Source organism: Pseudovibrio sp. FO-BEG1 (genome assembly GCF_000236645.1).
Taxonomy (GTDB): domain Bacteria; phylum Pseudomonadota; class Alphaproteobacteria; order Rhizobiales; family Stappiaceae; genus Pseudovibrio.
Genome location: NC_016642.1, coordinates 4948283 through 4962818, shown reverse-complemented (window position 1 = coordinate 4962818; position 14536 = coordinate 4948283). Strand labels below are relative to the sequence as shown.

The following is a 14536-nucleotide window of genomic DNA, read 5'->3' as shown; positions in this document are numbered from 1 at the left end:
TGAACATAATGGTTTTTGTTGCTGTTATTCCAGTTCAGCTTCCAAGGCTGCGAGGCGTTCTTCCACACGGTGATCGCGTGCCATCTGGTCCAGTTTTGCCAGTTTGGCATCGTCTGCCATAGAACCAGAGTTTGCTACGCCCGGAACGCCGGTTGCTGCCTTCATTGCCCGTTCGAAAGCAGAGTTGGCGTTGTCGACGGCGCTGTTCAGTTTGCGATCTGATCCACCATCTGTGGTTGTGCTTTGTGATGCTGCCGCATTTTTCTGCGCAATGTAAGCATCTAATTGGTCTGACATTTCGCGTTTACGGCCCTGAAGCGCGAGAATGGAGTTGTTGAGCTCCAGCTCTTCATCGCCAGCGTCCGCAATGGTCTTTTCGAGTACCGGAATCTGGGCTTCCAGATCCATCTGGCGGGCAACTGCTGCGCGTGCGAGATCTTTCTCTCCAGCGCGCAGGGCTATGGCGATTTTCTCTGAGAGTTCCTCGTGGGATTTGTTGGTCTCAGCAAGGCGCTGGCTTGCGACGTGCTTTTTGACTGCGGTTTTGCCAAGGGCATCGCGGACATCCTCAACGGCGCTGTCGAGTTCGCGAATGGCCTGTTTCATCACCAAGTCTGGCGCTGTGCTTTCGACAGCATCAACGATCGAGTTTGCAGTTCCGGAGACCAGACGACCTACGCGAGATAAAAGAGATTCAGACATAAAATCCTCCAATTCTATGGCGTATCTTTCTCCGAAAACCGGGTTCCACTTTTCGGAGATACGCTGATTACTTCGAGTTCAAACGGGTGCGCAAAAGGTCGGTGGAGCTGCGCATATCATCGACAAGCTCTTTGAAAAGCTCTGGGTTTTGAAGGCGTGGGTTACGTCTCAAACCTGCTTGGAGCACCAGTTCAATGAGCTCAAAAAAGTCTTCCGTAATAGCGGCTTCTGCTTCTTTCAGATCCGTATCACCAGCTTTACCGGCCAGTTCTCCCAGAAGAAGCGGAAGACGATCTGTCAGCAGTCGTAGTACGTCTGACTGACGGTCGCTCTGGTCCAGCATGTCACTTGCTGGTTTCACCAGTTTCCGCGCTGCGAAGGTATGGGTGCCATCCCCCAAGGATGCGAAGCTGCTTTCCGGGGCAGCTATGAGAGCTCTGATTTTGTCGCTTGGCGTTTTGGCGTCCGGAAAGTTCAACCGGGCCAAGCGCTCCGACTCCTCTTGCGTTAATCGCACACTTAGCGAAATGGATCTGGATGGCATGTTGCACCTTTGCATTACAAATGTATTTCTAATGTAATTGCAATTTGTGATTGTTCAAGAGGTAAAGCTAAAATTTTTTCGAGTGACAGGGAATGACATTGGCCAAACTGTCAGGATCTACCTGTGGTTTTGGTAAATGAACTCCGAAATCTCACAGGTCGGCGTAAAGCGGGTCTTCTTAGGGAATAAGTGGTCTTTGTGACTTGGAGCTCTGAGATGGCGAAAGCGCGAACTGGTGGATGTGATTGTGGGCGTGGTGAGGAGAGCCGGGAGGGCGATGTCTGGGATGAGCCGGAACGTTTGCAGGTGCGCAGAACTCTGATCCCGGAGGGGGATAACACCGCGTTTGAGCGCATTATGGGTGTTTCCGATATCTTCCCAATCAACTACCTGAGCAGAGGTGTTGCAGCAGCGCGGGCGGTTTGCAAGGTTCAACTTTATCGGGGAGGGCGTATCCCGGCAGGGGCGGGATCTGGCTTTCTTGTTGGGCCGAACCTGTTGTTGACCAACAATCATGTGATCCGGTCCCGGAACTCTGCTGCGTTGGCCAAAGCCATTTTCCGCTATGAGATGAGCGAGGATTTCTCGCTGGACAGGACAGCAGAGTTTTCGATCACTGACGAGCTTTTCTTCACCAGCCCCAGCAATCAGTTGGACTTCAGTTTTGTCTCTGTTGAGGGGGATAATGAGGGGAAAGTGGCTCTGGCGGACTTTGGGTTCCTGAGGCTGCTGCCTCAGTCCGGTAAGGCGGTGAAGGGTGAGCCGGTTTCAATCATTCACCATCCCAATGGTGGGCTGAAGAGCCTTTCGCTTCGTAATAGCAGCATCCTGAGTGCACATGAGCAGTTCATTACGTATACCAGTGATACTTTGCCGGGATCGTCAGGTGCGCCGGTGCTGAATGACCAATGGCTGCCAGTGGCGCTGCACCATCGCAGCATTCCGCATCCGTCACATCGCAACAAGTGGATTGCCAATCGGGGCATCCGGATCAGTGCTATTCTTGCCAACCTGAAGCTGCATGCGTCAAAGCGCAACACCGACGCTGTGAGGATTGCTGAGCTGCTAGAGCTGTAATTGCACAGCAAGATCAGTGCACTAACCAAAGTGTTATGTTGATATACGTAGTTCAAAGTGACTAATGGGCAAAACGCATATATCAATCCCATTTTTTCAGAATGCTGATAGATAGGCGACCATAAATAGAAGAATAAATCTACATGATAGATCGATGAAAAGATCCGGCGTTATAACCAAAACATTTATGGGACTTCTGGGCAGCGTACTCTTCGGTGGCGCGGCTGTTGCACAAGTGTGTCCAACCGCTGACACGATGAAAACCGGCATGGTCCTGATCAATAGCAGTATTCCTGCACGGCTGTTTGTTCGGCTTGATAATAACGGGCAGATCACAGAGCTGCATTTGAACGAGCGGTATGTGGTCGTGCGCGACCAGATCCATGTTCACGAGCGGGGATTGTTTCTCTCCTACGAACGCGGTTCCCATATCAATCGCACCTATGTGCCTGATGTTCCGTTTTCCGAGTTCTTTCCGCTGGAAGTGGGTAAGACCTGGACGGCATCTGTCGATGTGTTTGAAAATGAAGACCTTGTGCGCAGGGATGTGCCCTACAAGTTCTCCGTTGGTGAACCGGGCAGACTACAGGTTGGCAGCTGCGCATATGATGTACTTGATGTGACGCTGGAAACTGTCGGCACTGAGGGCGAGGATATCGTCACCAAATATGCTTACAGCCCTGAGTTGGGAACCATCTTGAGAGGGGAAGGCCAGCATCTATGGACATCTGAAGATGGTGTCATGCAGTTTGATGAATTGCGGGTCGTCCGCAACAAGTTGGTGCAGTGATGAAAGGGGAGACTCGTGCCTCCCCTTGAAGAAATTTATGCCAACACTTCGCGGCTGATCAGTTCCTTCATGATCTCTGAAGTACCGCCGTAGATGCGCTGAACGCGGGCGTCTACGAAGGCGCGGGAAACGCCGTATTCTCTCATGTAGCCGTAACCACCATGGAGCTGGAGGCAGCCGTCGACGACGCGGCCCTGCATTTCCGTTGTGCCGAGTTTCGCCATGCTGACGGTGGTGTTATCGAGCTTGCCTTCCAGGAACAGGCGACAGCATTCATCAACGAACGCGCGGTGAACGCGGACGTCTGTAGCCATCTCTGCCATTTTGAAGCGGGTGTTCTGAAGGGTTGCGACCGGGCGACCGAATGCCTGACGTTCTTTGACGTAATCAGCGGTCATTGCCAGCACGCCTTCAGCGCCTGCAACTGCGCCAACTGCGAGGGTAAGCCGTTCGCGTGGCAGCTCGTTCATCATGATGTGGAAGCCGGTGTCCAGCTTGCCGAGGCAGGCACTGGCCGGGACGCGGAGGTCTTCGAAAAACAGCTCAGATGTGTCTGAGGAATGCAGGCCGATCTTGTCCAGGTTCTGGCCGCGCTTGAAGCCTGGGTTGTCTGCATCGACGAGGAAAAGGCTGGTTCCCTTGGAGCCGGAGACGTCCAGATTTGTGCGGGCCACAACGATCACAACATCGGCATGCTGGCCGTTGGTGATGAAGATTTTGCTGCCGTTGATGATGTAGTCATCGCCATCTTTGCGGGCGATCGTGCGGATGCCCTGAAGGTCAGAACCGGCTGCTGGTTCGGTCATTGCGATGGCGCCGACGCATTCGCCGCTGACCATTTTCGGCAGGTACTTTTTCTTCTGCTCTTCACTGCCGTGATTGAGGATATAAGGGGCAACAATGTCGGAGTGCACGCTCAGGGACACGCCCAGACCGGAGCAGTTGGCACGGGTGAACTCTTCAATGATGACCATGGAGAACAGGAAGTTGGTGCCGAACCCGCCATATTCTTCGGGGGTGTCTACGGAGAGCAGGCCTTGCTCACCCATCTTGTTCCAGATGTCACGTGGGAAGATATCTGCCTTCTCCCATTCGTCGTAGTGCGGGAGAATCTCTGCTTCGATGAACCGCTTTACATTATCGCGAAAAAGCTCAAGTTCACCCTTCAGGTCTTCGTCAATCATATCCATCCCTTTGTATTTCCAAGTGAAACGACAGGATCCCCACGTCATCTCCCAACAGCGATCCAGGGTCGTTTCTTTACGTATACGGCAAGCCTAAGGGAGGGGATCAATCAGCGCAACTGGCGATGAGTATTAGGTGATTGGCATAATTGCTGTTGGTAGCGACTTGACACTCAGAATTCGGCTTATATATTAGAAATAACTAAATTAGAAAAATATATTATTTTTGATCGTGGTGTTGCGCACCCTTCGGTCAAATTCTCCATCAACCGAACTTTCCTCTGCAGGGGAAAGCACGAGTATAAAACATGACTGAGTTTACCCCATATGCCTCGTTAGCCGGAGGCGTTTTAATCGGCTTGTCTACGGTCATCCTGCTGCTCGCCAATGGGCGTATCGCAGGGATTAGCGGTATTTACAGCCGCTTGTTTGAGCCGGGTACGCTTGCCAATGGCAAGTCGGCCTGGGTGCATGGTGAGAAGGGCTGGCAGCTGTCGTTTGTTGTCGGGATTGTTCTTGCGCCTCTGCTGCTTATGGCAGCAGGTTTTGAGATTGAGCGGGTGTTTACAGGAGACCTGACGCTGATTGCGGTTGCGGGGGCTCTTGTGGGCTTTGGCTCGGTGTTCGGTAGCGGATGCACGAGTGGACATGGGGTTTGCGGATTGTCGCGCCTGTCTGTTCGCTCTCTGGCTGCGACGATCACCTTCATGTCTGTCGGCATTGCAGTTGTGTTTGTTCTGCGCCACGTGGTGGGGGGATAACATGCAACGGATTATCGCTGGATTATTCGCCGGTCTGACCTTTGGGGCTGGTCTGGTTATTGCGGGAATGAGCAACCCTTTGAAGGTGCAAAACTTCCTTGATGTGTTTGGAAACTGGGACCCAAGTCTCGCCTTTGTGATGGGCGGTGCCATTCTGGTGGCGGCTCCGTTCTTCCGTCTGGCGCGCTTTCTGCCGCGCCCGTTTGTGGCAGATGATTTCCGGATCCCGACGTTTCAGCAGATCGATAAACGGCTGATTTTCGGGTCAGCCACGTTTGGTGCGGGATGGGGATTAATCGGTTTGTGTCCGGGGCCTGCACTGGTTTCAGTTTCGTTGTTGTCGCCTCAGGCGATCGTGTTTGTTTTATGTATGACGGGAGGGATGCTCTTTGCGAAGTTCGTTGCCAATCTCTCGATGCGAAGAGCCCTCAAACAGGCCTGATCTGTCATGCATTTCTTAGATAAATCATAGATTTAAAGCGGAGAAGGTTATGAGCAGCTATCCTGTGCAGATGGACCAGAAGGTGGAAATCAAGGACTTCTTTGATCCGGTGTCAAACACGATCACCTATGTGGTGACAGATCCGGAAACAAAGGCATGTGCGGTTGTCGACAGTGTGATGGATATCGACTATCCCGCTGGCCGCATCAGCTTTGAGCATGCCGATGAAATCATTGAGTACATCCGCTCTAATGGCCTGAAGCTGGAATGGCTGCTTGAAACCCATGTACATGCGGATCACCTGTCTGCAGCGCCGTATATTCAGGAGAAGCTGGGCGGCAAGATTGGTATTGGTGAACAGGTGACAGTTGTTCAGGGCGTGTTTGGCAAGGTGTTTAATGCTGGCACTGAGTTTGCCCGTGATGGCAGCCAGTTCGACAAGCTGTTCCAGGACGGGGATACCTATCAGATCGGGAATCTGAAGTGCTTTGCGATGCATACGCCGGGCCATACGCCAGCGTGCATGGTGCATGTGATTGGTGATGCGGCGTTTGTGGGGGATACCTTGTTTATGCCGGACAGCGGCACTGCGCGTGCTGACTTCCCGGGTGGGGATGCTTCTGTGCTGTATGACTCCATCCATAAGGTGTTGAGTTTGCCGGATGAAATGCGTTTGTTCATGTGCCACGACTATGGCGCAAACGGGCGTGATATTCTGTTTGAAACAACCGTTGGCGCTGAGAAAAAAGAGAACATTCATGTAGGTAATAGTACTAGTCGTGAAAAGTTCGTCGAAATGCGCGAAGCTCGGGATGCAACGCTTGATATGCCTAACCTGATTGTGCCGAGCATTCAGGTGAATATGCGGGCCGGTCGTTTGCCTGAGGCAGAAAACGAAACCGGTCAAACCTACTTGAAAGTGCCAGTTAATGTTCTCTAGTCTACTTCAGAAAATTTCAGGCGGCGGCGGTGGTCAGCTGCGTGCGCGTCAACTTGCCGAGGATTACTGGGTTGCCGGGCAGCTCTATCCGGAGGACATGGAGAAGGCGCGTGAGCAGGGTTTCCGGTCTATCGTCTGTAACCGTCCTGATGATGAAGCGCCGAACCAACCGACTTATCTGGAGGTTTCTGGTGCTGCTGAGGAACAGGGGCTGGAGCACATTTACATTCCGATTGGACCGGGGACAGATTTCGCAGAGGCTGGCCAGGAGCTGATCGATTTTCTTGCGGAAGCTCCAAGACCTGTTTTGGCATATTGCCGGAGTGGGAACCGGTCTACCATGCTGTGGCGCTCCATTAATATGTAAGCGTTGCCAAGCAGTTAGATTTGAAGATGCCAGTGAGGGAGACCTTGCTGGCATTTTTGTTGAATGAGGAGGATTGAAAGCGTCTGAGGGGGATAAGCCTCAGACATTGAGAGCGATCACGCCCAGTGCGATCAGCGTGATGATGGTGGCTGTGATGCGTACGCCGAGGTAGTTTCGCGACGTGATTTCCAGGTTCTGAAGATAGAAATCAACAAACAGCATGCCTGAGAAGAGGATGATAAGTCCGAGGATGAAGATGATCGGCGCGGTAAACAGGAACAGGCACCAGCCGGAAAGTGCGACAAAGTTGCTCCATAGCAGCAGCCAGGCGCGTCTTGGGTGAGGGGCGATGAAGAACATGCCCCATTGGCTTCCGGCCATGAAGGAGAGGATGACAAGGGCATAGAGACTGACCGCGATGACCGTTGCGCCAACCACCGGTAGAAACGAGTAACCCACTGATAAACCTATAGCTCCGGCGATAAATGGAATGGTTCCGGCCAGAGCGAGGCAAGCATAGAGCACGGGGAGTTCTCGGTTCATCAGGTTTTAGTCCAGCTCATTTCTACTCCTGATAAAGGCTAGCGGTTAAGGCTGAAGGTAGTCCTGATACGAAGTTGCTCTTTTGAATGAACTGCTCAATACCTAAAGGCAGTTTGCGATAAAACTGCTTTAGGCCTTGTTTTTGCGTATCTTAATCCGAAAACCGGTTCCCACTTTTCGGAGATACGCAGAAAGGGCACCACCTGACGGTCATAACCAACGAAAGTGCTCACCATGCAGCAAGAGATACTCACCACAGCCAGACTGATTGCAGAGGAGGTTGGTGCTTATGCTCTTGAGGTGTTTCATGACCGAGACAAGCTGCAGATTGGCAGCAAGGGCTTGTTGGATTACGTGAGCGAAGCGGACTGTGAGGTTGAGCGGCGTATCAAGCAAGCGCTGTCAGAGGCCTTCCCGGAGCATGGGTTCAAAGGGGAAGAAACCGGCGGAGTGCTGGAGCCACCGTGCTGGGTTATTGACCCGATTGATGGCACGACCAATTACCTTTATGGCCGGCCAGACTTTTGTATTTCCATGGCTTTTGTTGACGAGCAGGGACCAGCTGTTGGCGTTATTCATGCGCCTTTTCACCGGCGGACGATTTATGCCGCGCGGGGGATTGGGGCGTTTGAGGATGGCAAGAAATTAAGACCCCGGCAGGCTTGTGATCATGAGCTGGTGGTAAATCTGTGCTTCAATTACAAGCAAGAGAATAACCTCGATTTCCTCAATAAGGTCAATCAGTTGGTGGCTGAGCAGCATCAGATCCGGATTTGCGGATCTGCGGCCTGGGCATTGTGTCAGGCGGCGACGGGGCAGGTGGATGGCTGTTACAACGGCTGCGTGAACAGTTGGGATGTGTTGGCCGGGCAGCTCATCTGTGCTGAGGCTGGTCTTGAGGTTGGGCCTTACGTTTATGAGCGCGGTAGCGTCTTCGCTTATCCGAAGGGTTCAGTGCTTTCAGATATTCTGGTGCCGTACCTTTGAAGCTCAACGGGCAGAGCGGGGATATCTGCTTTTGCGTTGTTTTGTGCGTTCGTTTGCGTTCTTAGCGTTTTTTCTGCGTTGTTAAGGGCTGATGGTCTCGTGGCACCACCAATGCCCCTCCGCTAGCTTTCCAGCAAAAGTTATTCCCCTCGCACCTGGCCGGGTTAGGTTGGTTTGAGCGATGCTTTCCGGCGGTGTTCTTTCTGCATCATGTAGAGGGCAGAGAAGATGATGGTGGCTGCTCCAATGAGGGTGAAGGCATCTGGCAGCTCTGAGAAGAGGACAAGTCCGAGCAGGGCGGCGTAGATGAGGGAGAAGTACTCCGTGCTGCTGACAAGGCTGGCCTCGCCCAGTCTGAGCGCTTTGATGCCGATCCATTGGCCCAGTGTGGCGATGAGGGCCATGGAGATGAGCAGGACGAAGCCGAAGAGGTCTGGTGTCTTCCAGAGCCAGAACATGGGCAGGCCCGCCATGAGACCGACAAAGACGGCTTGATAGCCGAGCAATGTGGCTGTGCTTTCTGTCTGTGAGAGTTTGCGGACACACACGACAGCAACGGCAGCGCCCAACGCCCCGGCAAGGGGGACAAGGGCATAGAGGCTGGCAAGGCCATCAAAGCCCGGGCGGACAACGATCAGCACGCCAAGGAAACCGAGGGCGATGCCGAGCACGCGGGTTTTTGTGGTGGCTTCCCCCAGGAACAGGGAGGCGAGAAGAGCGACAAAGAAGACCTTGGCGAAGGCGAGCGTGGTTGCGGTGGTGAGAGGCAGCAGGGCAACGGCCCAGATGCCAGTGGAGAGGGCAACAAAAGCACCGCCTAACCGCAGTGCGTGGGGCAGTGGGTGCTGAGTTTTGAACCCATGGGGGAAGGTTTTGAGCAGCACTGGCAAAGCAGAGGCAAACACAATGCATTGCCTGACAAACAGGATTTGCAGCACGTGATACTCAATAACCGCGATCTTGGCGAGCGCTGACACGAGCGTGAACAGCGCAGCAGAAAGAAGGCCCCAAAGGACCCCTTTGATGTTGTTTGACATGGGAGAACCGCCAAGATATGAATTTGGTAACTTGGTACCATGTTACCAGATTCGTTTGTGACGTAAACCATCCAGTGAGCGAGGAGTTGTCATGGCACGACGTAAGATTGAACGGGTGCAGACCGGCGTGCGGTTGGAAAAGCGGGTGCTGAAGGTGCTGAAAGCCGTGGCTGCTCATCATGAGATGGGGCTGGGGGATCTGCTTGAGGGCATCGTGCTGCACAGCTTTGAAGGCAAGGCACCATTTGGCCCGGATACACTGGCCTTCATCGCCAGCATGCGCGAGGCCTATGGGCTCGACCTAACAGCTGAAGACAGCCACAAGCTGATTGAAGCGGAAGACTGACGCTTCTTTGAGAGGTTCAGCGGTATGCGGGAGGCGTCTTGATCGCTCTGCGCTGAATAGAATGCAGCACACTCCCGGTTCGACCGGGAGTGTGCATCGTGTGGTGGTTACTTGTTCAGGAACGGACGCAGTTGCTGTTCCAGCGCTTCTGCGTTGTTGAAGTGTGGGAAGTGGGCGGCTTCTTCGATTTCAACCAGCTGTGCGTTTGGGATGGCTTGTTCGTAAAGCTCTGAGACGGCGAGTGGCTGGAAGTCCTTGCTGCCGTGGATGATCAGCGTGTCGGCGGTGATGTTGCCCATGTGTGCGCTCCAGTCATGGCGTCTGCCAAGGCCGAAGAACTGGGCGCGGGTGTACCAACTGCCGAAAAGATCCGGTGAGACTGGCGGAGCGCCTTCGATGGTGTCGCCAGTTGCCTTGATGAAGAACGGCAGGAAGTCTGCATCCAGCTGTTGGAGGCTGGCTTCATCTTCCTTGAAGATTTGCATGAGGTCGAGATAGCGACGCTGCCATTTATCGTAGGCTTTGTGGTCGCGCTCTGGCAGGCGTTCGCGGACATTCTCAAACAGGCCCTTGTTGCCAGAAGGGAAGACGAGCAGGTCTGCCGGATTAAGCAGGATCAGCTTGTCGACGTTCTCCGGAAACTCCGCGGCATAGAGCGATGCGAGTAGGGCGCCGTAAGAGTGTCCCATGAGGATGAGCTTGTCATCGCCCAGCAGTTTGCGGATGCGTTCGATATCTGCCAGCTGTTGGCTGATGCCGAGGGTGTTTTCCAGCAGCTGGATCTTTGTCCATGAACTGTCTTCTGCCGGGAAACGGTCGAAGGGGCGTGTGGAGCGGCCTACGCCGCGCTGGTCATAGTAATTGACGCGGTATTCATCTGAGAGCAGGTCAAAGCCTGGTGCGCTCTCCATTGTTGGAATGCCAGGCCCGCCGTGCACGAAGAGGATGTTGCGGCCTTCACCAGTTGAGAAGTGCTTGAGCTTCACGCCCGGAGAGACTTCCCAGAAGTCATCAAAAATGCCGACAGGCGTCAGGTCTGTGCGCTGGGCAACGGTGCCGAGTTTGAACATCGGCTGTTGCATCATCCACCAGACAAAGGCGCCACCACCGGCGAAAAGCAAGCCAACCAGAATAACGATAAAGAGAAGCATCTTTTTGCCGCTTACCCTCATAAAACCACTCCTTCATTGCAGCGGAGCCCAATGAATCATATGTGCACCTATCCGGTCTATAGCGGAGACAACGTGCACGGTGAAAAATGTCGTTTCAGGACTGTACTCAACTGAATTTCTTCATGCTTCGCATTTCTTGCGGAATTTCGCTCATGAATGCGTTTTGTAGCTTTTGTTCTGAAATGCGGGCTTGTCTGACATAATTGTGCGTCAGGCGCGTCTGGAATGACTTAGAATTATATTTTCTTGCGCTTGCCTACGAAAAATCTCGTATTTCGCTTGCGATCTATGGTTGAAGAGTGTTTTCTAATTCGCGTGAATATTTTTTGTTCACTTCATCACACCAGCCGCGCGTCCGCTTAGCTTTTTTCAGTGACTGCACCGGCTTTTCTTAGTGTTTGGGGCAGACGATTTTATGGCGCGTGCGTGTTGTAGAGCTTCCTGCTTCTCTTTTATTTTTCCGGGGGGCTTATGACGCTTCTTTCTTCCATTACCAAACTGGCGACGGCTGCAGCCATTGTTGGCAGCGCGGCGCTGTTTTCTGGTCAGGCTCTGGCGCAGGATCTCAAGTTCTTCACCATCGGCACAGGTGGTACGGCTTACACCTACTATCCGGTTGGCGGTATGATCGCCAATGCGATCTCCAATCCTCCGGGTTCCCGCGCCTGTGATGCAGGTGGTTCCTGTGGTGTGCCGGGCCTGATTGCTTCTGCGGTTTCTTCCCGCGGTTCCGTTGATAACGTGAACGCGATCAACTCCGGTCTGCGTAACTCCGGTTTCGCGCAGTCTGATGTGGCGTACTGGGCGTTTTCCGGTACTGGCACCATGGAAGGCAAGGAGCCTATGAAGGATCTGCGTTCCATCGCGGCGCTGTTCCCTGAGCACATCCACCTTGTTGCAAAAGCTGACAGCGGCATCAACTCCGTTGCTGATCTGAAGGGCAAGCGCGTGTCTTTGGATGAGCCGGGTTCAGGCACATACACCGACGCGAACCTGATTCTCGCTGCTTATGGCCTTTCCACTTCCGACATCACTGCTGAAGCGCTGAAAGGTTCTGCGGCTGCGGAAGCTCTGCGTAATGGCAAGGTGGATGCGTTCTTCGTGGTGGCTGGTTTCCCAACCGGTGCGGTGGTTGAACTAGCGTCTGCGGAAGACATCAAGATCGTTCCAATCACTGGCCCTGAAGCAGAAGGTCTGGTTGAGAAGTACGGCTTCTTTGCAAGCTCTGACATTCCGGCGGGTGCATACCAGGGTGTTGATGCCACAACCACTTTGACCGTTGGTGCGCAGTGGATCACCAGTGCGAAGGAAGATGATGAGCTGATCTACAACATCACCAAGGCGCTTTGGAACGACAAGACCCGCAAGCTGCTGGATGTTGGCCATGCGAAGGGCAAAACCATCACCATGGAAACTGCAATGGACGGCCTTGGCGTGCCGCTGCATCCGGGTGCTGAGCGTTTCTACAAAGAAGCTGGCTTGCTGAAGTAAGCTGAGACCTTCTTTGAGAATTTTGTGGTGCCCGGTAGACCTCTGCCGGGCGCTGCTGTTTTCAATCTAAAAGAAACGCAGGGCTGATGTCTCACAATACGACAGATCAAACCCTTGAGGATCTGGAACGCAAATACGATCCGGATCTAACCTTCAGAGCGGCTGGGCCAGTGCTGGCTGTTGTTATAACAGCGGCACTCGTTGCCATGTCGCTCTACCATTATTATGCGTCCGGCTTTGGGCTTATTCGGGAGCTTGTCCATCGCGGCATTCACCTCTCGTTTGTGCTGGGGCTGGTGTTTGTTCTTTTTAGTTTTATCAAGAGCACGAGCAGCCAACCGGCGCCGTCTGCTTGGTGGCGTCCCAGTGGTGTGCATCTGTGGGATGTTGTGCTGGCGGTGATGGCTGTGGCTGCGGCAATGTATTTACCGTTGTTGCCAGCTGAGGCGGTCGCCTCCCGCGTTGGGGCACCTGCGCCGATTGATGTGTTTATGGGCACGGTGTTGCTGGTGCTGGTGCTGGAAGCTGCGCGCCGATCCGTTGGGCCGACCCTGCCGCTTATTGCGCTGATCTTTATCGGTTATGCCGTGTTTGGCATGTTTGCACCGGGGGCGTTGAAGCATCCGGGGGCGAGCTGGACGGGGCTGATCAATCACCTTTACATGACGAACCAGGGCATTTACGGCATCGCCATCGGGGTGGTGGCCAAGTATGTGTTCCTCTTTGTTTTGTTTGGAGTTTTAGCCACTCGCATTGGCCTTGGGCAGCTGTTTATTGATCTGGCTTCTGTGATTGCCGGGCGTTACGCAGGCGGGCCTGCCAAGGTTGCGATCTTCTCCTCCGCTATGCTGGGTACGATCTCCGGCAGTTCCATTGCCAACACGGTGACCACGGGTTCGCTGACCATACCGGCCATGAAAAAAGTTGGCTATCCGCCGCATTTTGCTGGCGCGGTTGAGGCGACGGCATCAACAGGTGGGCAGATTACGCCGCCGATTATGGGGGCTGCTGCCTTCATCATGGTGGAGTTTCTGGAGATCCCATACCGTGAGGTTTTGCTGGCAGCGATGTTCCCGGCACTGCTGCATTATTTCGGCATCTTCGTGATGGTGCATCTGGAAGCCAAGCGGCTTGGGCTGCGTGGTCTTTCTGCGGATGAGCTGCCGAAAGCGCTGTTGGTGATGAAGCAGCATTGGCTCTCGGTCATTCCGCTGGGCATTCTGGTCTATCTGATTGTCTCCGGCAAAACGCCGGACTTTGCAGCGGTTTGGGGCATCACGGCCTGTGTGGTTGTTGGCTTCCTGAACCCGCATAACCGGATGGGCCTCAAGGATCTGATTGAGTCTCTGGCGACGGGTGCAAAGTACTCGCTGGCCGTTGGTGCGGCTGCGGCGGCGGTGGGCATCATCGTTGGTGTGGTGACGCTAACGGGCACTGGCTTCCGGCTGTCATTTGTGGTGACGCAGGCGGCGTCTGATCTGGGTGGGTTTATTGCCTCCGGTATGCTTGCAGAATACGTAACGCAGAATGCATTGACGCTGTTCTTCACCCTGCTGTTTACGGCCATTGCCTGCATCATCATGGGGGCGGGCATTCCGACAACGGCGACCTACATCATTCTGGTTTCCATTGCAGCACCGGCTCTTGGCCTGTTGGGCGTTCAGCCGCTCGTGGCGCACTTCTTCGTGTTCTATTACGGTGTGCTGGCGGATGTGACGCCACCTGTAGCATTGGCAGCGTATGCAGGGGCTGGCATTGCAGGGGCGAACCCGTTCAAGACCGGTAACACCGCGTTCCGTCTTGGTATCGCGAAGGCCTTGGTGCCGTTTGTGTTTGTCTACTCACCAGCCTTGCTGTTGGTGACGCCTGAGTTCACCTGGTACGACTTCCTGATCACCCTTTCCGGTGCCATGGTTGGCATTGGTCTGCTGGGTGTTGCGTTCTCTGGCTACATGCTGGCCGGGCTGAACAAGCTGGAGCGATACTGGACAGCTTTCGCAGCCATGTTCTTCGTGGCTCCGGGCATACAAACCATGGCGATTGGCGGGGTGTTGATGCTACCGGTTATCGTGCGGCAAATGCTCGCCCGCAAGAACCAACAGTTGGTGATGCAAGACGCTTAGTGCTGGTGATTGTTTTGTGAGAATAACCTT

The 14536-nt window shown here is 53.9% G+C and carries 16 protein-coding genes; 10 read left to right on the top strand and 6 right to left on the bottom strand.

All coding sequences use genetic code 11. The features are described from left to right. Window positions 1-24: 24 nt before the first annotated feature. Together PSE_RS22295 and PSE_RS22290 are read right to left on the bottom strand one after the other, a co-directional pair. Window positions 25-702 carry a PspA/IM30 family protein gene (locus PSE_RS22295; RefSeq protein WP_014286867.1) on the bottom strand — a complete coding sequence of 226 codons (678 nt, stop codon included), beginning with the start codon at window positions 700-702 and terminating at the stop codon, window positions 25-27. 67 nt (window positions 703-769) lie between these two features. Next, on the bottom strand, window positions 770-1189 hold the full coding sequence (locus PSE_RS22290) for a hypothetical protein (protein WP_208608772.1): 420 nt from the start codon (window positions 1187-1189) through the stop codon (window positions 770-772). A 273-nt stretch (window positions 1190-1462) separates the two neighbouring features. Between PSE_RS22290 and PSE_RS22285 the strand changes: the two genes are divergently transcribed. Together PSE_RS22285 and PSE_RS22280 are read left to right on the top strand one after the other, a co-directional pair. Next, complete coding sequence (locus tag PSE_RS22285) at window positions 1463-2323, top strand: serine protease (RefSeq protein ID WP_208998023.1); 861 nt, start codon at window positions 1463-1465, stop codon at window positions 2321-2323. 154 nt (window positions 2324-2477) lie between these two features. Beyond that, window positions 2478-3113 carry a hypothetical protein gene (locus PSE_RS22280; RefSeq protein WP_208608774.1) on the top strand — a complete coding sequence of 212 codons (636 nt, stop codon included), beginning with the start codon at window positions 2478-2480 and terminating at the stop codon, window positions 3111-3113. A gap of 35 nt (window positions 3114-3148) precedes the next feature. Here PSE_RS22280 and PSE_RS22275 read toward each other — a convergent pair whose 3' ends face one another. After that, a complete protein-coding gene (locus tag PSE_RS22275) occupies window positions 3149-4297 on the bottom strand; it encodes an acyl-CoA dehydrogenase family protein (RefSeq protein WP_008552877.1) in 1149 nt (382 codons plus the stop codon). 308 nt (window positions 4298-4605) lie between these two features. On the opposite strand from PSE_RS22275, the gene PSE_RS22270 reads away from it, so the two are divergent. Genes PSE_RS22270 through PSE_RS22255 form a run of 4 tightly spaced genes read left to right on the top strand, consistent with a single transcriptional unit; the run spans window position 4606 to window position 6807 of the window. Continuing rightward, window positions 4606-5058, top strand: coding sequence for a YeeE/YedE family protein (locus PSE_RS22270; protein WP_051125949.1), 453 nt, complete (start codon window positions 4606-4608; stop codon window positions 5056-5058). 1 nt (window position 5059) lies between these two features. After that, on the top strand, window positions 5060-5500 hold the full coding sequence (locus tag PSE_RS22265) for a DUF6691 family protein (RefSeq protein ID WP_008552810.1): 441 nt from the start codon (window positions 5060-5062) through the stop codon (window positions 5498-5500). A gap of 49 nt (window positions 5501-5549) precedes the next feature. Continuing rightward, a complete protein-coding gene (locus PSE_RS22260) occupies window positions 5550-6440 on the top strand; it encodes an MBL fold metallo-hydrolase (protein WP_083841606.1) in 891 nt (296 codons plus the stop codon). After that, window positions 6430-6807: a TIGR01244 family sulfur transferase gene (locus tag PSE_RS22255; protein WP_008552848.1), complete on the top strand. Its 378-nt coding sequence runs from the start codon at window positions 6430-6432 to the stop codon at window positions 6805-6807. The genes PSE_RS22260 and PSE_RS22255 overlap by 11 nt, the downstream gene beginning before the upstream one ends. A 99-nt stretch (window positions 6808-6906) precedes the next feature. Here PSE_RS22255 and PSE_RS22250 read toward each other — a convergent pair whose 3' ends face one another. Next, entirely contained in the window at window positions 6907-7350 is a 444-nt protein-coding gene (locus PSE_RS22250; RefSeq protein WP_075700705.1) for a DUF3429 domain-containing protein, read from the bottom strand. Window positions 7351-7584: 234 nt separating this feature from the next. On the opposite strand from PSE_RS22250, the gene PSE_RS22245 reads away from it, so the two are divergent. Further along, entirely contained in the window at window positions 7585-8337 is a 753-nt protein-coding gene (locus PSE_RS22245; protein WP_041769132.1) for an inositol monophosphatase, read from the top strand. Between the two features lie 164 nt (window positions 8338-8501). On the opposite strand, the gene PSE_RS22240 is transcribed toward PSE_RS22245, so the two are convergent. Next, a complete protein-coding gene (locus PSE_RS22240; RefSeq protein WP_014286858.1) occupies window positions 8502-9374 on the bottom strand; it encodes a DMT family transporter in 873 nt (290 codons plus the stop codon). A gap of 91 nt (window positions 9375-9465) precedes the next feature. On the opposite strand from PSE_RS22240, the gene PSE_RS22235 reads away from it, so the two are divergent. Further along, window positions 9466-9720: a hypothetical protein gene (locus PSE_RS22235; RefSeq protein ID WP_008552915.1), complete on the top strand. Its 255-nt coding sequence runs from the start codon at window positions 9466-9468 to the stop codon at window positions 9718-9720. A 107-nt stretch (window positions 9721-9827) separates the two neighbouring features. On the opposite strand, the gene PSE_RS22230 is transcribed toward PSE_RS22235, so the two are convergent. Further along, complete coding sequence (locus tag PSE_RS22230) at window positions 9828-10892, bottom strand: alpha/beta fold hydrolase (RefSeq protein WP_041768758.1); 1065 nt, start codon at window positions 10890-10892, stop codon at window positions 9828-9830. A 471-nt stretch (window positions 10893-11363) separates the two neighbouring features. Here PSE_RS22230 and PSE_RS22225 point away from each other — a divergent pair, with 471 nt between their 5' ends. Together PSE_RS22225 and PSE_RS22220 are read left to right on the top strand one after the other, a co-directional pair. After that, the gene (locus PSE_RS22225) at window positions 11364-12383 is read left to right on the top strand and encodes a TAXI family TRAP transporter solute-binding subunit (protein WP_008552841.1); all 1020 of its coding nucleotides are present in this window, start codon (window positions 11364-11366) and stop codon (window positions 12381-12383) included. A gap of 86 nt (window positions 12384-12469) precedes the next feature. Beyond that, a complete protein-coding gene (locus tag PSE_RS22220; RefSeq protein WP_014286856.1) occupies window positions 12470-14506 on the top strand; it encodes a TRAP transporter permease in 2037 nt (678 codons plus the stop codon). Window positions 14507-14536: the final 30 nt, after the last annotated feature.